At 70.4% G+C, this 21,413-nt stretch carries 16 protein-coding genes; 9 read left to right on the top strand and 7 right to left on the bottom strand.

From position 1 onward, the window contains the following. Nucleotides 1-81: 81 nt before the first annotated feature. Together ABZV44_RS25975 and ABZV44_RS25970 are read right to left on the bottom strand one after the other, a co-directional pair. Nucleotides 82-1,416: an ADP-ribosylglycohydrolase family protein gene (locus ABZV44_RS25975; protein WP_354841244.1), complete on the bottom strand. Its 1,335-nt coding sequence runs from the start codon at nucleotides 1,414-1,416 to the stop codon at nucleotides 82-84. Then, entirely contained in the window at nucleotides 1,413-1,853 is a 441-nt protein-coding gene (locus tag ABZV44_RS25970) for a hypothetical protein (protein ID WP_354841241.1), read from the bottom strand. Before ABZV44_RS25970 ends, ABZV44_RS25975 begins: the two co-directional genes overlap by 4 nt. 234 nt (nucleotides 1,854-2,087) lie before the next feature. On the opposite strand from ABZV44_RS25970, the gene ABZV44_RS25965 reads away from it, so the two are divergent. The 4 genes from ABZV44_RS25965 (at nucleotide 2,088) to ABZV44_RS25950 (ending at nucleotide 8,506) form a co-directional block, all read left to right on the top strand. After that, nucleotides 2,088-2,576 (top strand): universal stress protein, encoded by a 489-nt coding sequence (locus tag ABZV44_RS25965; RefSeq protein WP_354841238.1) that lies wholly within the window; start codon nucleotides 2,088-2,090, stop codon nucleotides 2,574-2,576. Nucleotides 2,577-2,745: 169 nt separating this feature from the next. Then, nucleotides 2,746-3,858 carry an isochorismate synthase gene (locus ABZV44_RS25960; protein WP_354841236.1) on the top strand — a complete coding sequence of 371 codons (1,113 nt, stop codon included), beginning with the start codon at nucleotides 2,746-2,748 and terminating at the stop codon, nucleotides 3,856-3,858. A gap of 201 nt (nucleotides 3,859-4,059) precedes the next feature. Continuing rightward, a complete protein-coding gene (locus ABZV44_RS25955) occupies nucleotides 4,060-4,230 on the top strand; it encodes a DUF2613 domain-containing protein (protein ID WP_354841234.1) in 171 nt (56 codons plus the stop codon). A gap of 46 nt (nucleotides 4,231-4,276) precedes the next feature. Beyond that, nucleotides 4,277-8,506: an alpha-(1->3)-arabinofuranosyltransferase gene (locus ABZV44_RS25950; RefSeq protein ID WP_354841232.1), complete on the top strand. Its 4,230-nt coding sequence runs from the start codon at nucleotides 4,277-4,279 to the stop codon at nucleotides 8,504-8,506. Nucleotides 8,507-8,543: 37 nt separating this feature from the next. Here ABZV44_RS25950 and ABZV44_RS25945 read toward each other — a convergent pair whose 3' ends face one another. Further along, on the bottom strand, nucleotides 8,544-9,695 hold the full coding sequence (locus ABZV44_RS25945) for an acyltransferase (RefSeq protein ID WP_354841229.1): 1,152 nt from the start codon (nucleotides 9,693-9,695) through the stop codon (nucleotides 8,544-8,546). A 200-nt stretch (nucleotides 9,696-9,895) separates the two neighbouring features. Here ABZV44_RS25945 and ABZV44_RS25940 point away from each other — a divergent pair, with 200 nt between their 5' ends. The 3 genes from ABZV44_RS25940 to ABZV44_RS25930 all read left to right on the top strand — a co-directional run bounded on the left by ABZV44_RS25940 (nucleotide 9,896) and on the right by ABZV44_RS25930 (nucleotide 14,629). Next, nucleotides 9,896-11,032 carry a DUF3068 domain-containing protein gene (locus ABZV44_RS25940; RefSeq protein WP_354841225.1) on the top strand — a complete coding sequence of 379 codons (1,137 nt, stop codon included), beginning with the start codon at nucleotides 9,896-9,898 and terminating at the stop codon, nucleotides 11,030-11,032. A gap of 231 nt (nucleotides 11,033-11,263) precedes the next feature. Next, nucleotides 11,264-12,580, top strand: a complete 1,317-nt coding sequence (locus tag ABZV44_RS25935) for a polysaccharide biosynthesis protein (RefSeq protein ID WP_354841357.1) — start codon at nucleotides 11,264-11,266, stop codon at nucleotides 12,578-12,580. A gap of 84 nt (nucleotides 12,581-12,664) precedes the next feature. Beyond that, nucleotides 12,665-14,629 carry a hypothetical protein gene (locus ABZV44_RS25930; protein ID WP_354841354.1) on the top strand — a complete coding sequence of 655 codons (1,965 nt, stop codon included), beginning with the start codon at nucleotides 12,665-12,667 and terminating at the stop codon, nucleotides 14,627-14,629. Nucleotides 14,630-14,717: 88 nt separating this feature from the next. On the opposite strand, the gene ABZV44_RS25925 is transcribed toward ABZV44_RS25930, so the two are convergent. Beyond that, the gene (locus ABZV44_RS25925; RefSeq protein WP_354841222.1) at nucleotides 14,718-15,887 is read right to left on the bottom strand and encodes a glycosyltransferase family 4 protein; all 1,170 of its coding nucleotides are present in this window, start codon (nucleotides 15,885-15,887) and stop codon (nucleotides 14,718-14,720) included. 185 nt (nucleotides 15,888-16,072) lie between these two features. On the opposite strand from ABZV44_RS25925, the gene ABZV44_RS25920 reads away from it, so the two are divergent. Next, nucleotides 16,073-16,900 (top strand): class I SAM-dependent methyltransferase, encoded by an 828-nt coding sequence (locus tag ABZV44_RS25920; protein ID WP_354841220.1) that lies wholly within the window; start codon nucleotides 16,073-16,075, stop codon nucleotides 16,898-16,900. On the opposite strand, the gene ABZV44_RS25915 is transcribed toward ABZV44_RS25920, so the two are convergent. Together ABZV44_RS25915 and ABZV44_RS25910 are read right to left on the bottom strand one after the other, a co-directional pair. After that, the gene (locus tag ABZV44_RS25915; protein ID WP_354841217.1) at nucleotides 16,862-17,164 is read right to left on the bottom strand and encodes a hypothetical protein; all 303 of its coding nucleotides are present in this window, start codon (nucleotides 17,162-17,164) and stop codon (nucleotides 16,862-16,864) included. The two genes, ABZV44_RS25920 and ABZV44_RS25915, sit on opposite strands and share 39 nt — an antisense overlap. A 203-nt stretch (nucleotides 17,165-17,367) precedes the next feature. Then, entirely contained in the window at nucleotides 17,368-17,571 is a 204-nt protein-coding gene (locus ABZV44_RS25910; RefSeq protein WP_354841214.1) for a hypothetical protein, read from the bottom strand. Nucleotides 17,572-17,810: 239 nt separating this feature from the next. Between ABZV44_RS25910 and ABZV44_RS25905 the strand changes: the two genes are divergently transcribed. Continuing rightward, entirely contained in the window at nucleotides 17,811-19,253 is a 1,443-nt protein-coding gene (locus ABZV44_RS25905) for an aldehyde dehydrogenase (protein WP_354841211.1), read from the top strand. Between the two features lie 173 nt (nucleotides 19,254-19,426). On the opposite strand, the gene ABZV44_RS25900 is transcribed toward ABZV44_RS25905, so the two are convergent. After that, nucleotides 19,427-21,253 carry a phosphoenolpyruvate carboxykinase (GTP) gene (locus tag ABZV44_RS25900; protein ID WP_354841208.1) on the bottom strand — a complete coding sequence of 609 codons (1,827 nt, stop codon included), beginning with the start codon at nucleotides 21,251-21,253 and terminating at the stop codon, nucleotides 19,427-19,429. Between the last annotated feature and the right edge of the window lie 160 nt (nucleotides 21,254-21,413).

The following is a 21,413-nucleotide window of genomic DNA, read 5'->3' as shown; positions in this document are numbered from 1 at the left end:
CGAGGGCGGCGACCGGCCGGGACGACGGCCGGGCACCGCCCTCGCCGCTGTCTGGGATCACCGCCACGACCCAATTCGATGTCAGCGCACCAGATTCAGCGTGCGGTGCGCCAGGTCGGAGATGCGGGTTCTGTCGTAGCCGACGACGCAGCTGTGGACGGTGTCGTGGAACGGGGCGGTCCAGTGGGCAGGGATGGCGGCGGCCCCGGTGAGGATGCCCGCCACCGAGCCGGCGGTCGCGCCGTTGGAGTCGGTATCCCAGCCGCCCTGGACGGTGAGGGCGATGGTGCGGGTGAAATCGCCTTCGCCCCAGAGCAATCCGGCGGCGATGAGGCAGGCGTTGCCGATGGCGTGGACCCAGTTGTAGTGGGAGTGGCGGGTGTGGATGGCGGTCACGGCCCGGTCCCAGGACATGCCGCCGCGGTGGTCGCCGGTGACCTCGGCCAGGGCCAGTGCCAGGCGGGAGCGGGCGGGGATGACCGAGTGCGCGACGGCCAGCGCTGCGGCGGGGCCGGGGGCGGTGAAGGCGGCGGCGATCAGCGCACCCGACCACATGGCGGCCCATAAACCATTACCCACGTGGGAGATCGAGGCGTCGCGGGCCGCCGCGGCGGCCGCGCGGCGGGGTTGTCCGGGGTGGGTGTAGCCGTGGATGTCGGCGCGGATGAGCGCGCCGATCCACTCGCGGTAGGGGTTGCGGTAGGTGGCGGTGTCGGGCGGGGCGAAACCGTCGATGAGGTTGCGGTAGGCGACGCGTTCGGCGGTGTAGGTCTGCAGGAACGGCAGGCGCTCGAGCCAGAGGGCGGCGACGTCCTCGGGGATGAACGACCTCCCGTGCCGCTCCAGCAGATGCAGACCGAGAATCGGATAGTCGACGTCGTCGTCGCGGGGACAGCCGTCGATCCGGCCGAGAGTGGCTGTGTGCCAGGACCTCAGGTCATCGGCCTCGGGCGGCAGCGGGTCGGCGACGGGGACGTAGTCGCGCAGCGGATAGGCCCCGCTCGCCTCCAGATACCCGCGGATACGTGCGGGTGTCCAGACGAAGCCGTTCTCCAGGGGTTTGCCCAGCGTGCAGCCGGTGCAGCGGCCGAGCCAGCCGCCGTGGATACGGTCCAGCAGCTCCGGCTCGCCCAATGCTGGAATCGAATCCTCTTCGATGTCAGCCGGATTCGCATGCCGCGGCGCGTCCACCCATTCGGTGTAGGGCCAGTCCGGCAGTCGCGGAGCCCGCTCGACCCGATCCAGCAGCCGCCAGCAGGCCCCCGGAACCGTCCGCTCGGTGTGCGTGAGATCGCGCACTTCCTCCGCGAAATCGTCTACTGCGTAACCGGATTCGGCGCGCTGACACCACTCGTAGTACAGCAGGGCGCGCGGATCGGCCTCATGATGGCCGAAGAAGGCCGACTCTATGGTCACAACACCGCCTGGGTGGCCGCGACCACCTCGGAGAGCAGGGGCAGGGATTCCTCGCGCTGTGGCGCGCGCGCCCACCAGCGGCCCTCATGGGTGTGACGGCCGAATCCGGTGGGCAGGATGACATTACTGCGATGCGGGCCGATGTCGACGCTGTTGCGCTCGAGCAGCGCGAGGCATTCATCGGACGGGTAGCCGTCGAAGACCGCCAGGAAGGTGCGGCGCGGCGGCTTGTCGCGCACCAGCACCGGGCCGGCCAGCCCGCGGCTGACCAGTTCGTCAAGGATCAAGGCCCCCAACGGTTCCGGGGTGTTCAGCGCCGCGATGGTGTCGACCAGCGGTAGGACCACGAAGCCCGGTGTGGTCACATGCACGTGGGGGAGACCGAACAGGGAGCGGTACACACGCGCCCACTCCTGCGGGGTCGTCAGCTCGTCCAACCGCACAATCCACCCCTCGTCCGGGCTCTGCTCCAACGACGGCGATGTCGATCGTCGGCGAGAGCCGACGTTTTCAGTGAAAACCCGTCCCCCGCATCGCACCACCGGTTTGGGTGAATCGTGAGCGAACTGTGGAGAACTTGCGACGCGACGAAGAGTGCCTAGTCCACTGAACGGTCTGTTTCGGGGGTAGCCTCGGGGGTACAGCCAGGCGTTCCTACCAGGAGGTTCGTCATGCCCTGCGATTTGATGCTGATTGCCTACGACGGCTCCGAGAATGCCCGGCGGGCCGTCGAATACGCGGGACGGTTCCTGGCCGTCGACAGAGCCGTGGTGCTGACGGCGTGGGAGCCGATGGTGCGCCAGGCCGCGCGGTTGTCGGGACTGTCCGGGGTGATGCAGCCGGAGTGGATGACCGACGACGAAATAGAGGACATCGCGCTGGTGGACGCCCGGAATATCAATGCCGAAGGCGTGCGGCTGGCCAAGCTGGCAGGCCTGAACGCCGAGGCGCGCACCGCCGAGTGCACCACCACCATCTGGAACGCCATCGTCGAGACCGCCGACGAGCTGAACGTGGACATCATCGTGGCGGGCACCCGCGGGGCCACCGGCATCCGGGCCCTCATGCATTCGAGCGTCGCCGACGCCGTGCTCAAGCACTGCCATCGCCCGGTGCTCATGGTGCCGCCGGGCCGCGAACCCGCCGAAAAACAGGCCTGACGCCGGGAAACCCCGGACGGCCGGGGTCCACGCGCCCCCGGCCGGAGCAGGGCATTGCGGGAAAGATGCTGGGCCGCACCGGAATACCCGTACCTGCCCACCGACCCGGTGAGAGATGCGTCGCTCCCCCGCCCTGGCCGTCCGGCCCCGGGGCTATGGTCGAACCATCATGGACGGATTTCTGCTCGCGACGCCGGACGGTGTCGTACGCACCTCTGGCACCCGCGCCGCCTTCGATTCGGCGGACGCCGCGAACGCGGCGCTGCGGTCCGGGGCAGCCGAGCTGATCGTGGGCGCGCTGCCGTTCGATCCACGCCGTCCCGCCGCCCTGGTGACGCCCGAGCAGGCCGCGCACACCGCCGGACCGTGGCGTCCGGCCGCCCTGCCGGACCTGCCCGAGGTCCGGATCGTCTCCGAAATGCCCAGTGCCGCAGAGCATGTCGCGCGTGTGACGAGACTCGTGGAGCAGCTGAGCGATCCGCAGCAGCCGCTGCGCAAGGTGGTGGCGGCCCGGTCGCTACTGGCCGAGGCACAGGCCCCGCTGGAGCCCGAGGTGATCGCCGCGCACCTGGTGACCCGGCATCCGCGGGCCGCCGTCTACGCCGTCGACCTGTCGGCGGCGGGCCGCCCCGGCGACACGCTGCTGGGCGCGACGCCCGAGGTGCTGATCTCCCGGCACGGCCGCGCGGTCACCCTGCACCCGCTGGCCGGCACCCTGCCCCGGCTCGCCGATCCGGAGGCGGACGCGGCCCAAGCCCGGGATTTGCTGGCCAGTACCAAGAATCGCGACGAGCACGCCTTCGTCATCGACTGGATCCGCGAACTGCTGGCACCCGTCTGCGCCGAGCTGACCATCCCCGACGGGCCCGAACTGCTGTCCACACCCGAGGTCTGGCACCTGGCCACCCCCATTCGCGGCGTGCTGCGCGATCCGGCCACCACCGCCCTGGACCTCGCGGTCCTGCTGCACCCCACCCCCGCGGTCTGCGGCACCCCGACCGCCCTGGCCCTGGACGCCATCGCCGACCTCGAGGGCGACCGCGGCTTCTACGGCGGCGCGGTCGGCTGGTGCGACGCGGCCGGCGACGGCGACTGGTTCGTCGCCATCCGCTGCGCGGAACTCGCCGCCGACGCCTGCTCCCTGCGCGCCTTCGGCGGCGGCGGCATCGTGGCCGCCTCCGACCCGCACACCGAACTCCACGAGACGACCGCCAAGCTCCGCACCTTCCTGGGCGCGCTCACCCGCCTCCCCGAGACTTCCGCGCACGGCTGGGAGATGTAAGCGCTGAGCACGCGTGCCGGCGGTTGGGAGCCGAACCCATTCTGGAGGTCTCCGGCGAGTTACCCCGACCGTCACGAAATCAGTCGTCACCATGGCATCCGACAACATGCGCGCCGCAGGCTCGGGGTTGCGGGGAGCCCGAGGGGCAAAACCTGCTAGGTTGGCCCGGTTACGCATGCGTCCGATGTTGGGAGTACCGCGATGAAGTTTGCCGTTCCTGGTGCAGCGAGTGCTGTCGGTGGAGCCCTGGTCGGGCTGGCGGCGGTCCTGGTCATCACAATGGCGGCTTCGCAGGACAAGCGGCCCGAGATCGATCGCAGCGGCGAGGCGGGCTCGTCGCTATTGAACAACGTTGAGTACGGCTCACGCTGACCGGACGACCTCCGAACCAGGCCAACCCGAAGACTCACAGTCCGATGTGACCGGTCCGGGCGAGGACCGGTCTCCGACGACACTTCAGGACTCTGCCGGCACGGCCCCGCTGGGCCGCCGCTGGCTGCTCGGCAGTGTCATCGCCGCCTTCCTGCTGACCTTCCTGCAGGTGCCCGGGCAGACCGTCGCCGATACGAAATACGATCTGGCGCAGAATCCGCTGGGCTTTCTCGCCCGCGCCTCCCATCTGTGGAGCAGCCAGGCCCCGATGGGCCAGGTGCAGAACCAGGCCTACGGCTACTTCTTCCCGCACGGCGCCTTCTTCTCGCTCGGGCATCTGCTCGGCCTGCCCGGCTGGGCGACCCAGCGCATCTGGTGGGCGCTGCTGCTGCTCGCGGGATTCTGGGGCATCATCCGGCTCTGCGAGACCCTCGGCATCGGGAGCCGGGGCTCGCGGGTGATCGCGGCGGTCGCGTTCGCGTTCTCGCCGCGCGTGCTCACGACACTCGGCTCGATCTCCTCGGAGACGCTGCCGATGATGCTCGCGCCCTGGGTGCTGCTGGCTCCCGCCGCCCTGGGCGTCGCGATGCAGCGCCCCGCGCGGCGTGGCATGGCGACTCCCGCGGGCAGCGCCCTCGCGCTCGCGCTGATGGGTTCGGTGAACGCGGTGGCCACGGCCGCGGCGTTCCTGCCCGCGGCGCTGTGGTGGTTGTCCTACCGGCCGGATCGAGTGTGGTGGCGCTTCACCCGCGCCTGGATTCCGCTGCTGGTGCTGGGCACCTTCTGGTGGGTGGTGCCACTGCTGTTGCTGGGCAAGGTGAGTCCGCCGTTCCTGGACTACATCGAATCCTCCGGCGTGACGACGCAGTGGGCCTCGCTGGGCGAGGTGCTGCGCGGCACCGACAGCTGGACCCCGTTCGTCTCCCCGGAGCGCATCGCGGGCGCGGTGCTGGTGACCCAGCCCGCGGCGGTGCTGGCCACCGGCCTGCTGGCCGCGGCGGGCATGGCCGGTCTGGCCATGCGGTCCATGCCGAATCGCGGGCGGCTCGCCCTGATCCTGATCGTCGGACTGGCCGGCATCTGCGCGGGTTACGCGGGTGAGCTGGGCGGGCCGTTCGCGGAACAGGTGCGGGTCTTCCTGGACTCCGGCGGCGCGCCGCTGCGCAATGTGCACAAGCTGGAACCGCTCATCCGGCTGCCGCTGGTGCTGGGACTCGCGCATCTGCTGAGCCGGGTGCCGCTGCCCGCATCGGTGCCGATGCCGGTGTGGCGCAGGGCCTTCGCGCATCCCGAGCGCGACCGCATGGTGGCGGTCGCCGCGCTCATCCTGACGGCGCTGACGCTGTCGACCTCGCTGGCCTGGACCGGCAAGCTCGCCCCGCGCGGCAGCTACGACCGGGTCCCGGCGTACTGGCAGCAGACCGCGGATTGGCTGGCGCACAACGCCTCCGACACCCGGGCACTGGTGGTGCCGGGCGCGCCGTTCGGCAGCCAGGTGTGGGGTCTGACCCGCGACGAGCCCCTGCAGGCGCTGGCGAGCACCCCGTGGGCGGTGCGGGATTCGGTGCCGCTCAACCCGCCCGGCGCGATCCGCGCCATGGATTCGGTGCAGCGGCTCATTGCCGACGGACGGCCGTCGGCGGGGCTGGCGGCGACGCTGGCCGGGCAGGGCATCGGAATCCTGGTGCTGCGCAACGACCTCGACCCGGAGACCTCGCGCTCCACCCGGCCGATGCTGGTCCACCGCGCGCTCGACGGCTCGCCCGGATTGACCAAGGTCGCCCAGTTCGGGAATCCGATCGGGACCGGCAGGGCGGAGGGCCTGGTCGCGGACGGCGATCTGCGCCCGGAATACCCGGCGATCGAGATCTATCGCGTCGGGTCGGCCGTGCCCGGCACCCCCGCCCAGGTACGCAGCGGCGTCGGCGCGCCGACGTCGTTCCCGGGCGCGTTCACCGTCCCGCTGGACAGCGTCCCGGTGATCCAGGGCGGTCCCGAGGTGGTGGAACGGCTGCGCCGCAATCCCGCGGCGCCCGCGGGGCCGGCCGTGCTGACCGCTGACGCCGCCACCGCCGGACTGCCGGTGGACGGGGTCACCATCACCGACACACCGATGGACCGGGAGACCGACTTCGGGCGCGTCGACAACCACAACTCGGCGCTGCGGGCCCCGGGCGACGCCCGCCGCACCCACAATCTGGTGCCCGACTATCGCGTGCCCGGCGCCCAGCTGGTGGCGGGCGAATGGTCCGGCGCGACCATCACCGCCTCCAGTTCCGCCGGTGACGCCACCCAGCTGGGCGGTGCCGCGCCCGGCAGCTCGACCGCGGCCGTGGTGGACGGCGATCCGGCCACCGCGTGGATCAGCAATGGCGCCGAACACGCTGTCGGGCAATGGCTCCGGCTGGATCTGGACAAGCCGATCAGTTCCGCGGTGCTGCGGCTGACCACCAGCGCGGCCGCCATCGGCAGCCCGGTGAAGTGGGTGGAGGTGGAGACCGCCAAGGGCACGGTGGCGGCCCGCATCACCGAACCCGGTACGCCGGTGGCGATCTCGCTGCCGCCGGGACGCACCGACTGGATCAAGATCACCGCCGTGCACACCGAGGACGGCAGCGCCGGCGGCCAGTTCGGGATCAGCGAACTGAGCCTGGACGATTACGCCGACCGCGAGAACCCGGCGACCGTGGACATCCGGCACCGCACGGTACTGCCGCCCGCCCCCGCCGACACGCAGGTGCGCGGCTGGGACCTGGGACAGGAATTCCCCGGCCGCAGCGCCTGTTTCGACTCCCCCGACCGCGTCCGGTGCAGCAAGGGCCTGGCCCTGGCCGCCGAGGAGCCGGGCCTGTTCGAACGCACCCTGCAGGTACCGCAGCCGGTCACCGTGTCCCCGGACCTGATCGTGCACACCCGTCCCGGTCCGGCGCTGGAGGCGCTGCTCACCGATCAGGACCGGCCCATCGCCCGCGGCCGCGCCGATGTCGGCGACCCGCGCGGCTCCGCCCTCGCGGCCACCGACGGGGACCCGAGCACCAGCTGGACCGCGCCCGAGACCACCGTCCGCAATCCGGCGGGGCCCAAACCCACACTCACCATCGAACTTCCGGCCCCGACCCTGGTGACCGGCCTCGAGGTGACGCCGTCGCGCGGCGATCTGCCCGCGCACCCCACCTCCGTCTCGGTGAATCTCGGCGACGGCCCGCAGGTGCGCACCGTGAATCCGGACTCCGGCGCGACCAGCCGGGTGGATCTGCACCCCTACGTCACCGATCGCATCGAGGTCAGCATCCAGACCTGGGACGGCGTACTCGACCGCACCGCACTGGGTTTCGCGCAGGAGCAGCCGCCCGGCCTGGCCGAGGTGAACGTGCTGGGCCCCGACTACCCCGCCCCCGCCGATCCCGGCCGGCTCCTCACCATCGACTGCGCGCACGGGCCCACCATCGCCGCCGCGGGCCGTACCCTGCACACCACGGTGACCGGCACCGCCGCCGAATTGCGTTCCGGCGCACCGCTGCCCGCCACCGTGTGCGCGGCCGACGCGAACAGCGCCAACGATGCGACAAGCGAGAGCGGATTCGACTTCCCGTCCGGCCGTGTGGATGTCGCGGTCGCGCCGACCGAACTGTTCACCGTCGACGAACTGCGCCTGGACCGCACCCCGCCGCTCGCCCCGGTGGCCGATCCGAACGGTAGTGCCGGCACGCAAGTGCTGGTGCTGCCGCTGAGCACGAATGTCGGATGGCAGGCCAAGTCCGCCGACGGCCACACGCTGCAGCCCGTGGTGATCAACGGCTGGCAGCAGGCGTGGCTGGTGCCGCCCGGAACCACGGGCCCGATCACCGTCGCATTCCCCACCGATCGCTGGTATCGCCTGGCCATCTTCGGCGGCCTGCTGTTGCTGATTCCGCTGATCGTGCTGGCATTCCGGGGTGCGCGCTCGCCCGTCCGCGACGATGGGCCGCCGCCGCGCACCTGGCGCAGTCGCACCGTCGCAGGGCTGGGACTGGCCGCCGGGGCCGGTCTCATCGCCGGACCGGTCGCCCTCGTGCTCACCCTGTTCGGCCTGATGGCCGACCGGCTCCGGCCGCACGTGCTGCCGCGGGCGCTGGTGGCGATCGCGGCCGGCGGTACCGCCATCTCCGCGGCCGCGCTGTCGACCGGGCCCTGGCGTTCGCTGGAGGGCTATGCCGGCGGTTCGCTGTGGGTGCAGTTCCCGGCGCTGGTCGCGGTGATCGCGGTGGGGATCGCGGCCCTGCCGCCACGCCGCTGAATCGGAGCGCCGCCGCGCCGATGAATCGTGCTGCCGCTCAACCGGAGCGGCGGCGCATCCACTGCCGGACGGGTTCCTCGACGAGGGCGTAGCTGGCGGCCGCCAGCGGCAGCGTGAAGGCCACGGTCAGCAGGTAGACCGCCACGAAATGCCCGTGGAACGGCACGATGCCGAACACCGGGAAGATGATCGACAGCACGGCGAGATGCCAGATGAAGATGCCATACGACCAGCGTCCGAGCGTCGCGGCGACCCGGCCCTCCAGCACCCGGTGCCGCCGATCGGGCCGCAGCACCAGCGGGGCCAGCAGGCCGAACCCGATGACCGCGCCGAGCGCCATCTTCATGACGTACTGCCACGGCTGCCCGTGCACGAGACCCGCCGGACCCGCCAGATCGGTGGCCGCCAGCAGCATGGCCACGAACGCGAGCGGCCACATCAGCCACTGGTTCCCGGCCACCCGCCGCCAGCGCGGGGCGGGCAGGTCGGCGAGTTCGGCCAGCAGCATGCCCGCCGCGAACCACGGCAGATAGCCCGGCAGCCAGTTGTCGGCGTGAATGCCCTCGGGTGTGGGCACCGGCAGGAAGTTCCAGCCCAGGCACAGCAATCCCAGCCCCAGCACCACCGGCACCCGCAGCCGCGCCCGTTGCCCGCGCAACCAGACCAGGGCGAACGCCAGCAGCGGAAGCACAAGGTAGAAGGCGACTTCCACCGAGAGGCTCCACATCTGGGTGAGTCCGTCGGTCAGGGTGAAGGGCACGAACACCTGCAGCAGACCGAGATTCGACAGCCACACCCGCAACCCCGCGGTGTGCGCCGCGCTGGGCAGCAGGATCAGCACCACGCCCACGACCACCCAGTAGGCGGGCAGGATACGGGCCGCGCGATGCAGTAGATATCGTCCGGCGCTCGGCGCGCGACCCTGTCCCCGGGCCGCGGCGGCGTGCGGGCGCCACAGCAGGAATCCCGACAGCGCGAAGAACACCGCGACCGCCATGTCGAATCGCTCCCACACCCGGCCCAGCACCGGCTGCCCGGTGGCGCCGGTCTGGAAGGCCACGTGGGTGAGCACCACCCCCAGCGCCGCCAGCGCACGCATGCCCTCGAGTGCCGGAACGAAGCGACCCAGACGGGCCGCGGGCGGCTCGGCCGGGATCGGGTTCGTCTCGGGATTCAGGGTGGTCGTCATCGCGCCCCAGTCTGCCCTGTCGCCGTTCGCCCGAGCGCCCGGCCGCCGCCGCACGACCGCACCGGGCGGCTATTTCGGGGAGTTTTCCGGCCTCGGCCACACTCTGGGACCGCTCGGACTGTTAGTGTCTGGGCTCACGAGTGCTGCGCGGCGACCGCAGTACTGGAGGAAACACGTGTTCGACGACGAGGAGAACCTGCATGGCACTCAGTGCCGGTACCAGAAGGACGGTGGCCTGCGTACTCGTGGGGCTCGGTGCGATGCTGCTCGTCGCCGCGATCATGGTCCCCACCTATACGGTCAGTCGGCTGGCGAAGACCCCGCTGGACCTGGAGATCACGACCGTCGCGACCAATCCGCAGAACGGCGCTCCCAGTGAGGTGCTGGACTCCAAGTCGCTGACCTCGGGAACGGGCTCGGCGAAGGTGGACCAGAACGTCCCGCTCGTCTCGCAGCGCTTCCTCACCGTCGAAGACCCGTCGGACGCTTCGGAAATGACCATCCAGGCCGGTCAGACCCTGCGCCGCACCGACAAGCAGGGCGACACCGGCCTGCTGACCGCGACCATCGACCGCGTCACCGTGGACCGCAAGACCGGTGAGCCGGTGGAGTCGGTGGACGGCGGCCCCAACGGTGCGATCGGCGTGACGGTCGACAAGAAGGGCGAGAGCGTGATGGACCCGGTGCAGCACACCGGCCTCCAGTACCGCTTCCCGATCGGCACGGACAAGAAGACCTACCCGTACTTCGATCTGAACGTGCGCAAGACCTACGACATCAACTACGTCGAAGAGACCGAGATCAACAATCTGAAGGTCTACCACTTCCAGATGGCCGTGCCGGTCACCGATCTCTCCACCGTCGCCAACTCGCCGACCAACAAGCTGACCCTGCCCGCCGAGAAGTGGGGCGTGGAGGGCGACGGCGACGTCACCATGGCGCGCTTCTACACCAACACCCGCGACCTGTGGGTCGAGCCGCGGACCGGCACCGTCATCAAGGGCCAGGAGCAGATTCACCTGTTCTACGCCCGCAGTGGTGACAAGCCCGAGGTGACCGCCCTGAAGTCGACCCTGGTATTCGACGAGAACACCATCGAGTCGCAGATCTCGGTGGCCAAGGACAACATCGACAAGCTGTCGCTGTACGGCCGCATCCTGCCGATCATCCTCGGCGTCCTCGCCCTGGTGTTCCTGATCGTCGGCCTGCTGCTCGGCTTCCTCGGCAAGAACGGCAACGGGCGCACCCCGGTCCGCCGCGTCGCCCCGGCCCCGTCCGGCGGTCCCGGCAACTTCGACGCCCCGACCCAGCAGATCGACATGAACAAGAAGCCCTAGCGGCTCCCGGTTCACCGCGGCCCAGCACCTGTGAAGGTGCTGGGCCGCTTCCGTTTCCGCCCGAGGTGCTGCTGACGGTCCCGCGCTGGTCGATAGCGGCGGCACAGGGGCGGGAGCGCGGCGCAGGGGTGCGCGGCCGGGGTGGTCGAGACGGATGGGAGCATTGCGGGCGTGCCCGTTGTACGCCGTCTGCCCGTGGTCAAGGACCTGACCTTGGTGACGGCGGGGGCGATGACCGCGAACGTGGCGGGATACCTGCTGCAGCTGCTCGCCAGCCGATGGCTGGGGGTGTCGGGATACAGCTCGTTCGCGAGCCTGCTGGCGGTGCAGATGCTGTGCGCGGTGCCCGCGCTCGCACTGCAGAACGTGGTCGCGCGGGAGGTGGTGCGGGGTGCACCGGTGCGCGCCGCGCGAGAGTTGACCGCGCGCTGCGCCGGCCTGGTCGCGGTGGTGGCGCTGGTGCTGGTTCCGGTGGTCGGCGCGGTGCTGAAGGTCGGTGTGGCGGCGTCGGCGGGTGCGCTGTTTTCCGCGCCGGCCTTGGTGCTGCTCGCGGGCGAGCAGGGAATCCTGCAGGGGCGCAGCCGGTTCCGGGAGCTGGCCACCGTACTGGGCGGAGCGACGATCGTCCGGGTGACGCCCGCCCTGATCGTGCTGGCCTGCGGTTTCGGTTCGGCGCCCGCGCTGTGGGCCGGCGCGGGTGGTGCGACCCTGGCGGCGATCGTGGCCCGGCGGATCGCCGATCGCGCGCTGACCGGCCACGGCCGCGAGGCTGGCGCGACCCTGCCGAACGCCAGCGACGGCAGCACCTCCGGCTCACCGACTTGGTCGAGTCCCGCTGTCACCGAGGAAGTTCCGGCCGTAGCCCCGCCTCCGGGAGCAGATTCCGGATCCGCGGCACCGCGCCGGACGGCGGCCTTGGGGCTCGGCGTCGCGGCGGTGTTCCGGGCCGTGCAGGTGCAAGCGGCCTTGACGGCTTTGTCGGCGGCGGATCTGCTGGTGTCGCGAATCATCCTGGACGAGAACGACGCCGGGCGCTACGCGCTGGGGGCCATTGCCGCGAAGATCGCGTTCTGGCTGCCGCAGGCGGTCGGCGTGGTGCTGTATCCGAAGATGGCGCACCCGCAGCACTCCGTGCGCGCCGTGCGGTCGGCGCTGGCGGTGCTGGTGGGGATCGGGGCCGTCACGGTCCTCGGGGCGGCGGTGGCCGCGCCCCTGGCCCCGTTGTTCGCGGGGCGCGATTACGCACCGATCGAGGGACTACTGTGGCTGTTCGCGCTCGAGGGCGCGCTGCTGGCGGTCCTGCAGGCCGCCCTGCTGTCGGCGATCGCCGCCGACCGGACGGCACCGGCCGCTATCACCTGGGTCGGGCTCGGCGTGGGGATCGCGGTCATGCTGACCTGCGCGCACTCGGTGCTGTCGCTGATCGTCATCGCCACGGCGACGGCTGCCCTCACGACCCTGGTGATCACCGGTCTGGCCCTGCGAGGCGCGCGCGACGAGACCGAGAACCCAACGCGGGTCCCCGAACTCGGGCCGAACGGAACGTAGGGTGCCGGTGTGAGTTCGCAGGGCCGGGAGCGGGGTTGGGTCAGGTTGGTACCCGCTGGGTACAGCCTGGTGCTCGCGCTGATCGTGCTGGGGCCACTGCTCGGGTCCGGATACCTGCTGCTGCGGGACGCGGTCAGTACACCGCGGTCGTATCTCACCGATTCCGCGCTGGGGCTCGGCGATGCCGCGCCGCGCGCCGTGCCGCAGGACGCGCTGATCGCCGTCGGATCGACGGTGGTGGACGGCGGCCTGCTCGTCAAAGCGATACTGCTGACCGCGCTGTGGCTGGCCGGCTGGGGTGCGGCCTGCCTGGCCCGCGACCTGCTCCGCGTATCGCTGGGCCCACAGCTGGTGGCGGCGACCGTCGCCATCTGGAATCCCTATGTGGCCGAGCGCCTTTTACAGGGCCATTGGAGCCTCCTCACCGGTTATGCGGCGCTGCCCTGGATTGCCCTGCTCGCCACTCGCTTACGTGCGCGCTCCGCAACCGCCGGGCGGGCGGGCGGGCTCGGTGCGTGGGCCGGGCCGGCAGGGTTTCTCGCCGCGGCGGGGCTCACTCCGACCGGATCGCTGCTCGCGGGGCTGGTGGCACTACTGCTGGTCGGCAAGCGGAATCTGCCTGTCATGGCGGCACTGTGGATCCTGTCGGCGGCCCCGTGGCTGACAGCGACGGCACTGTCGGGTGCGGGCGCGGAACCCTCGGATCCGGCGGGCATCGCCGCCTTCGCGGCCCGCGCGGAACCCTGGCTCGGCACCCTCGGCAGCCTCGCCGGTCTGGGTGGCATCTGGAACAGCACCGCCGTACCCGGGTCGCGCACCACCTTCTTCGCCCTGGTCGCAACCGTGCTGCTGCTCGCTCTCGTGGCAACCGGCGTACGCGCGGTCCTCGGCGCCGGCACGGACTCCGAATCCCGTTCAGGCGCAGCGGCCCACAACCTGGATCGCACCGGCGTACGGCCAGACGACACAGCCGAACCGGGCAGCGTGCCGGATGCGGACGTCGAATCTCGTTCGGGCACAGCGGCCCACGACCCGGATCACACCATTGTTCCTCCGAACGACACGGCCGGACGGGGCAGCGTGCCGGATGGTGGATCTTCCCGGGATCCGCGGCACGACGAGGCGCGGGTTGCCCGGCGGCGGCTGGTCTGGCTGGCGGTGGCGGCGATCGTGCTGCCCGCGCTGGGGGCTACCGGGTGGGGGTTGTCGGCGGGCGAGTTTCTGGTGACGAGGGTGCCGGGGGCCGGGCTGCTGCGGGATACCCAGAAGTTCGTGGCGCTGGCCGTTCCTGCGTATGTCCTGTGCGCGGCCGCCGGATGCCGGGTGGTGGGGCGCTGGATTTCCACCATGGTCGTGGACGGTGCGAGCGCCGCGTCGCCGCGGGCGCGAACCGGAGGGGCCGCAGTGCTCTTCCTCGCGATCCTGTTCCTCACACTGCCGGATCTGGCGTGGGGAGTCGGGGGCGCGCTGCGGCCGGTGCATTATCCGGCCGGATGGCAGCGGGTGGCCGGCGCGGTCGACGCGCCGGGTGATGTCGCGGTGCTGCCGGGCGGGATGTTCCGGAAGTTCCGGTATTCGGGAAGTGCGCCGGTCCTGGATCCGGCTCCGCGCATGCTGAAGCGAGATGTGCTGCAAACCGGCGAACTTCCCGTGCGCGGCGGCGTGGTGTCCGGCGAGGGCGAGCGGGCCCGGAAGGTGGAGAACCTGTTGTTGCAGGGCGGATCCGCGAACCGGCTGGCCGAGCTGGGGGTCGGCTGGGTGCTGGTCGAGGGCGGTACGCCCGGACCGATGGGTGAATCGAAAACGACTCTGGCGCAGTTGAATCCGGTCTACGCCGACCGGGATGTGCAGCTGTACCGGGTACCCGGCGAAATCGCCGCTCACGACGCCGCGGCCGCGAATCGCCGCGTGTCGGGCGCCGCGCATCTGCTGTGGGCCGCGCTGCTGGCCGGCGGATTCCTCACCGCCGCAATCCATTCCGTCACACGGCGGTCAGTCCCGGGGGAAGCCGAGCGCGAATCCCACCCCGATCACGACAATGCTGACTAACGCAATGACGAGAATGATCCACATGCCTCGATGCTATGAACCATAGGAGAAACGCGTCGCGACTTTGCCGAATTCCGATGCCCGCGAATCACACTCGCGCGGGCGCGATCAATCCGCTCACCCGATCGCCGCGCGTCACCGCGGACAGCACCTCGTAGACGCCGTTCCCGGTCTGTTCCCAGGAGAATTCCCGCGCCCGCGCCCGCGCCTTCTCCCCCAGCACCATCCGGGATTCCGGATCGCCGAGCAGTTCGCCCACGGCCTCGACGAGCTGGGCCGGATCGTCGACCAGCAGCCCGGTCACGCCGTCCACGATGGAGTCGGTGAGCCCGCGTGAACTGCGGTACCCGACCGTGGGCACCCCATGCTGGGCCGCCTCGATGACCGCCAGCCCCCAGCCCTCCTTGCGCGAGGGCAGCACATGCACCCAGGCGCGGCCCAGCAGCCGGTGTTTCTCGTCCTCGTCCACGTGGCCGTGGAAGGTGACCGCCTCGGCGATCCCGAGCTCGTGCGCGTGGGCGCGCAGATTGGGGGCCCACCAGCCGTCGCCGACCACGTCGAGGTGCAGGCCCGGGATCCGCCCGCGCAGCCCGGCCACCACGGCCATGGCGTCCTCGATCTGCTTGTGCGGCACCAGCCGCGAGAGCACCACGATGCTGGGGTGCGCGGTGCGGGTGGCGTCGTCGCCGGCCGGCACCTGCGCGGGAATCGGTTCGGCGCCATTGCGCACCACCGCGATCCGCGTCCCGGCCACCCCGAGCGCGGTCAGCTCCTCGGCCGACGGCAGCGAAACCGTCAGGTACTGATTGCCGCGGTGCACACGCGGCGACACTCGCGATTCGATCCACCAGCCGATCCGCCCGACCAGCCGCCCAGCCACCGGCCACTGCTCGCGGTGCCCGTGATGCACGAGCACCACGGTCGGCACTGCCGTCGCGGCCCGGGCGAAGAAGGGGATGCCGTTCTGGGTGTCGATGACCGCGTCGGGCCGCAATCCCTTGAGCGGGCCGATCCCGAACCGGCCCAGCGCGATGGCCGCCAGCGCCCGCGGATACACCGTGAACCGCCCACCGCCCCGGCTGATCTCGATGCCGTCGATCGACTCCCGCTTTGCCGCACCGGGATAGCCCGCGGTCCGCAGCGTGACCTTGACACCGCGTGCGGCCAGCTGTGCCCCGACCTGCTCGAGATACCGCTCACTCCCGCCGCCCTGCGGATGCCCGGTGTCGCGCCAGCACAGCAGCAGCACTTCACGCACGGGCGGATCTCCAGGGGGTCAGGGTCGGTCGGGGACAGGCGGACAATGGGCTCCACCATATAGCGCGCCCGCCCGTTCCGGGCCAGCAGTGGTCATCCGACCTGCGCGTGCCGCGAATCGATGCCGCGGTGCGAGGTTGTGAGCGGGTGTCCGGGCCGGTGCGCGGCTGTGCGAAACTTGCCGCCGTGCTTCGAGCCGATCAGACCAGACCGCGTCGCCCGCGATTCGCCCGCCGGGCGACGCTGCGCCGGTCGCTACGGCTGCTGAGCAGTTTCCGGTTCGAGCAGTCCGATCCGGCCGTGTTCTACGGCGGGGTGGCGGCCGATACCGCCGATCTGGTGTCGGACTTCTACCGGGATCTGACCGGGAAGTCGCTGCGCGGGACGATCGTGCTGGATGTGGGCGGCGGTCCGGGCTATTTCGCGGAAGAGTTCGGCCGGGCGGGGGCTCGCTATCTGCCGGTGGAGCCGGATCCGTCGGAGATGCACGCGGCCGGTCTGCGGGTCGCGGGCTCGGTGCGCGGGTCGGGGATGGCGCTGCCGTTCCGCGATGACGCGGTGGAGATCTGCATCTCCTCGAATGTGGCCGAGCACGTGCCGCAGCCGTGGGTGATGGCCGCTGAGATGCTGCGGGTCACCAAACCCGGTGGCCTCATGGTCTTTTCGTACACGGTGTGGCACGGGCCGTTCGGCGGCCACGAGACCGGGCCGTGGCATTACCTGGGCGGGGAGTACGCGGCGCGGCGGTATCGGCGCACGCACGGGCGGGAGCCGAAGAACCGTTTCGGGCGTTCGCTGTTCGCGGTGCGGGCTGCCGAGGGGGTGCGGTGGGCGCGCGAAACTCCGGACGACATCGGGATTCTCGCGGTGTTCCCGCGCTATCACCCGCGCTGGGCCTGGTGGATGGTGCACGTCCCGCTACTGCGGGAGCTGCTGGTCAGCAACCTGGTGGTGGTGGCGACCAAGCTGCCGCGGTCAGCGTATGGAGAATCCGCGCCGCCAGATCCGGCGTAGACCGGTGCAGGGTTCGGGTTCGCCCCACGGTGACTCCTGGGTAGCCAACCCGACCGTCTCCAAGGCGGTCAGGCCGACCTGACCGGCGAGGGCGTTCACGGTGGCAACCGCTTCGGCCGCCTGTAATGCGGCGGCGGCTTGCTCGGTGGTCAGGGTCCGGCCCGGCAGGAAGGACACCACCCAACCGCCTGCGCCGACGCTTTTCGCCTGATGCGGCGTGAGATCGCTGGTCATCAGCGATCTGCCGACCACTTGCACCGCCATGACTCGGACTCCCCTGTGCGGTAACGGTTCATGAATCGAGCGAGCTATCCACGGTAGCTATAAAGCATGCTCGCTGCGGCTGCCGAATGCAATAGTGCGTTCGGCGAAAAGCGAACCAACAGGTTGGAATTCGATATTGCGGACTGCTACCAGTTTGCCGCAAGGATGCGGAATGACTTACACCCCTGCACATCCGGAGCGGATCAGTCCTTGGGCAATCGAAGTCGCAGGACGGGTTGCCCCTTCCGGACCGTCGGATAGGTCGCCTCCACCACCTCGACGCGCCACCCCGGCGGCAGCACCCGCTGCAACTGACCCGCAGCCCGCTGCATGGGAGTGCTGGTATCCGGTGAATCGACATCGGACAGCTCACCGAGCAGGAAGTCGTCGAGGCGCACATCGGACATGCGGGGATCTACCTTTCGAAGAGCTATTAGATAGCAACCGACCGGATTGGTGGAGAAAGGCGTACCGAGCCGAGCATAGGCCACTGCCGGGCAACCCCGAATCCGAATCAGGTTTCGCCGCGCCGGTAACCGGACGACTTAGAAACCGAGGAGTCCAATTTCAAAGAAGATCCCGGTCAGCGGGACATTTGCCCCACATGCGGGGGACAGCACCGAGCGCAAAACTGTAACGTGTTCTCATGGAGTACCAGAGTCTGTTCATCGGTGGCCGCTGGACCGCGCCGGCCGGCGCCGACACCCTGCCCGTCGTCTCGCCCGCAACCCTGGAAACCGTCGGCAGCGTGCCCGTCGTCACCCGCGCCGACGTCGACGCCGCGGTCGCCGCGGCCCGCCGGGCCTTCGACAGCGGACCCTGGCCGGCCACCCCGCCGGAGGAGCGCGCCGCCCTGCTGACCCGCGTCGTCGCCCTGCTCGATCAGAAGGCCGGCGACCTCACCGCCGCCCTCTCCGCCGAGATGGGCGCGCCCGCCCTGGCCGCGAGCACCCTCAACTACGTCCCCGCCCGCGCCACCCTCGACTTCTACGCCGGGCTCGGAAAGTCCTTCCCCTGGACCGAATCTCGCACCGGCCTGTTCGGCACCACCCGGGTCTCCCGCGAACCGGTCGGCGTGGTCGCCGCCGTGATCGCCTGGAATGTCCCGCTCTTCCTGGCCGTCAACAAGCTCGCGCCCGCCCTGCTGGCCGGCTGCAGCGTCGTCCTCAAGCCCGCACCGCTCACCCCGCTGGCCGCCAACCTGCTCGCCGACATCTTCGCCGAGGCCGGCCTGCCCGAGGGTGTGCTGTCGGTGCTGCCCGCCGAGGCCGACGCCGCCGAATACCTGGTCTCCCACCCGGGCGTGGACAAGGTCACCTTCACCGGCAGTACCGCGGTCGGCCGCAAGATCGCCGCCATCGCGGGCAGCCAGCTCAAGCGCTGCTCGCTGGAGCTGGGCGGCAAGTCCGCCGCGATCCTGTTGCCCGACATGGACATTGCCGACATGCCCAAGCTCGCCTTCGCGGGCCTGATGAACAGCGGCCAGGCCTGCGTGGCCCAGACCCGCATCCTCGCCCCGCGCGGCCGCTACGACGAAATCCTCGACGCCCTCACCGCTTCCGTGGGCCTGCTCCCGGTCGGCCTGCCCGACGACCCCAATGCCCAACTGGGCCCGCTCATCTCGGAGAAGCAGCGCGAGCGCGTCGAGGGCTACATCGCCAAGGGCCAGGACGAGGGCGCGCGCCTGATCCTGGGCGGCGACCGCCCCGCCGACCTCCCCGGCTGGTACGTCCGCCCCACCGTCTTCGCCGACGTCACCAACGCCATGACCATCGCCCGCGAGGAGATCTTCGGCCCGGTCCTCTCGGTCCTCCCCTACGACACCGAGGAGGAGGCCGTCGCCATCGCCAACGACAGCGACTACGGCCTCGCCGGCTCGGTCTGGACCACCGACATCGAACACGGCGCCGCCATCGCGGCCAAGGTCCGCACCGGCACCTACGCCATCAACTGGTACGCCTTCGACCCCTGCGCCCCCTTCGGCGGCTACAAGACCTCCGGCATCGGCCGCGAGAACGGCCCCGAGGGCCTCGACGCCTACTGCGAGCAGAAGTCCCTGCTCATGCCGCCCGCCTCCGCGAGCCTTTAGCCGGCGGCTCGGGTGCCGTTTCCAGACGTGCACCCGTGCCGGCGGTTACGAGCCGACACAATTTCGGGTGTACCCGGCGAGTTACCCTCGCCACCCGAAATCAGTCGTCCCGTCCCATAACACAAACGGCTCGCCCGCACTCTCAGTGCGGGCGAGCCGTTTTCGTCATGCCCCTAGGCGAGACGCTGCTTCAGGGCCTCGAACTCGTCGCGGATGCCGGAGGGCAGCTTGTCGCCGATGAACTCGAACCACTCCTCGATCAGCGGGATCTCCCGCTTCCACTCCTCGACGTTGACCGCGAGCGCCTCGTCGACGTCGGCGGTGTTCACGTCCAGGCCCTCGAGGTCGAGGTTGGCGGCGGTGGGGACATTGCCGATCGGGGTGGCCTCGGCCTCCGCGGTGCCCTCGATGCGGTTGACGATCCACTCCAGCACGCGGGAGTTCTCGCCGAATCCGGGCCACAGGAAGCGGCCGTCCTCGCCGCGGCGGAACCAGTTGACGTAGAAGATCTTCGGCAGCTTCTGGGCGTCGGCGTTCTTGCCGAGGTTGATCCAGTGGCCGATGTAGTCACCCACGTGATAGCCCATGAACGGGATCATGGCCATCGGGTCGCGGCGCACGGTGCCGACCTTGCCCTCGGCGGCGGCGGTCTGCTCCGAGGACAGGGTGGCGCCCATGAACACGCCGTGCTGCCAGTCGAAGGACTCGGTCACCAGCGGGACGGTGGTCTTGCGGCGGCCGCCGAAGAGGATGGCCGAGATCGGCACGCCCTGCGGGTCGTCCCACTCGGGGGCCAGGGTCGGGCACTGCGACATCGGGGTGCAGTAGCGCGAGTTCGGGTGCGCGGCCAGGGTTTCCGACTCGCGCTCGTACCAGTCGTTGCCCTTCCAGTCGATCAGGTGATCGGGCTGGCCCTCCAGGCCCTCCCACCACACGTCGCCGTCGTCGGTCAGCGCGACATTGGTGTAGACGGTGTTGCCCGCGTCGATGGTGGCCATCGCGTTGGGGTTGGAGGAGTGGTTGGTGCCCGGCGCGACGCCGAAGAAGCCGAACTCCGGGTTGACGGCATAGAGTTGCCCGTCCTGGCCGAAACGCATCCACGCGATGTCGTCGCCGAGGGTCTCGGCGCGCCAGCCCGGAATGGTCGGCTGGATCATGGCGAGGTTGGTCTTACCGCAGGCCGACGGGAACGCGGCGGCCACGTAGTACGCCTTGTTCTCCGGCGAGATCAGCTTGAGGATGAGCATGTGCTCGGCCAGCCAGCCCTCGTCGTGCGCCATGGCCGAGGCGATGCGCAGCGAGTAGCACTTCTTGCCCAGCAGCGCGTTGCCGCCGTAACCCGAACCGTAGGACCAGATTTCGCGGTCCTCGGGGAAGTGGGTGATGTACTTGGTGTCGTTGCACGGCCACGGCACGTCGGCCTGGCCCTCGGCCAGCGGCGCGCCCAGCGAGTGCAGCGCCTTCACGAACGGCCGGTCGGCGCCGAGCTTCTCCAGGGCGGCCTTGCCGGCGCGGGTCATCACGCGCATCGACACCACGACGTACTCGGAGTCGGTGATCTCGACGCCCAGCTTCGGGTCCTCGGCGCCCAGCGGGCCCATGCAGAAGGGCACCACGTACATGGTGCGGCCCTTCATGGAGCCGCGGTACAGCTCGGTCATGGTGGCGCGCATCTCGGCCGGGTCGACCCAGTTGTTGGTCGGACCGGCGTCGGCCTCGGTCTTCGAGCAGATGTAGGTGCGGGACTCGACGCGGGCGACGTCGGAGGGGTCGGAGAGTGCGAGGAACGAGTTGGGCTTCTTGCTCTCGTTCAGCTTCTTGAAGGTGCCCGCCTCGACCAGCTTGGTGGTGAGGGCGTCCCACTCCTCGTCGGAACCGTCCGACCAGACCACGCGGTCGGGCTGGGTGAGTTCTGCGACCTCCTGTACCCAGGCAAGCAGTTCCTTGTGCTCGGTGGGCGCGGTGCCATCGTGAAGACCAGGAATGGTCGCTGAGGTCATGAAAACTCTCCTGAGATGGGCGGCCCCGAGGTCATCGAGCCGAGGACCACGGCTCGCGACACCGAGTGCCACCAATTGCGGCAGGGCTCCCACTGGTCTCGACGCTTGCCCGTACCGGCTGGACGCGCGTACAAGAACGCAACGGATGCCCTGGTTCCTG

It is taken from the genome of Nocardia sp. NPDC004860 (genome assembly GCF_040609015.1).
Classification (GTDB): domain Bacteria; phylum Actinomycetota; class Actinomycetes; order Mycobacteriales; family Mycobacteriaceae; genus Nocardia.
The sequence above is the reverse complement of the archived record's forward strand: the minus strand, read 5'-3'. Positions and strand labels throughout refer to the sequence as shown.

Excerpts from the sequence above, each read along its gene's own strand:
- ABZV44_RS25965 (WP_354841238.1), top strand. The coding sequence starts at position 2,088 with ATGCCCTGCGATTTGATGCTGATTGCCTACGACGGCTCCGAGAATGCC.
- ABZV44_RS25900 (WP_354841208.1), bottom strand. The coding sequence starts at position 21,253 with ATGACCTCAGCGACCATTCCTGGTCTTCACGATGGCACCGCGCCCACC.
- ABZV44_RS25935 (WP_354841357.1), top strand. The coding sequence starts at position 11,264 with ATGACCGCGAACGTGGCGGGATACCTGCTGCAGCTGCTCGCCAGCCGA.
- ABZV44_RS25910 (WP_354841214.1), bottom strand. The coding sequence starts at position 17,571 with ATGTCCGATGTGCGCCTCGACGACTTCCTGCTCGGTGAGCTGTCCGAT.
- ABZV44_RS25960 (WP_354841236.1), top strand. The coding sequence starts at position 2,746 with ATGGACGGATTTCTGCTCGCGACGCCGGACGGTGTCGTACGCACCTCT.
- ABZV44_RS25915 (WP_354841217.1), bottom strand. The coding sequence starts at position 17,164 with ATGGCGGTGCAAGTGGTCGGCAGATCGCTGATGACCAGCGATCTCACG.
- ABZV44_RS25905 (WP_354841211.1), top strand. The coding sequence starts at position 17,811 with ATGGAGTACCAGAGTCTGTTCATCGGTGGCCGCTGGACCGCGCCGGCC.
- ABZV44_RS25940 (WP_354841225.1), top strand. The coding sequence starts at position 9,896 with ATGGCACTCAGTGCCGGTACCAGAAGGACGGTGGCCTGCGTACTCGTG.
- ABZV44_RS25945 (WP_354841229.1), bottom strand. The coding sequence starts at position 9,695 with ATGACGACCACCCTGAATCCCGAGACGAACCCGATCCCGGCCGAGCCG.
- ABZV44_RS25955 (WP_354841234.1), top strand. The coding sequence starts at position 4,060 with ATGAAGTTTGCCGTTCCTGGTGCAGCGAGTGCTGTCGGTGGAGCCCTG.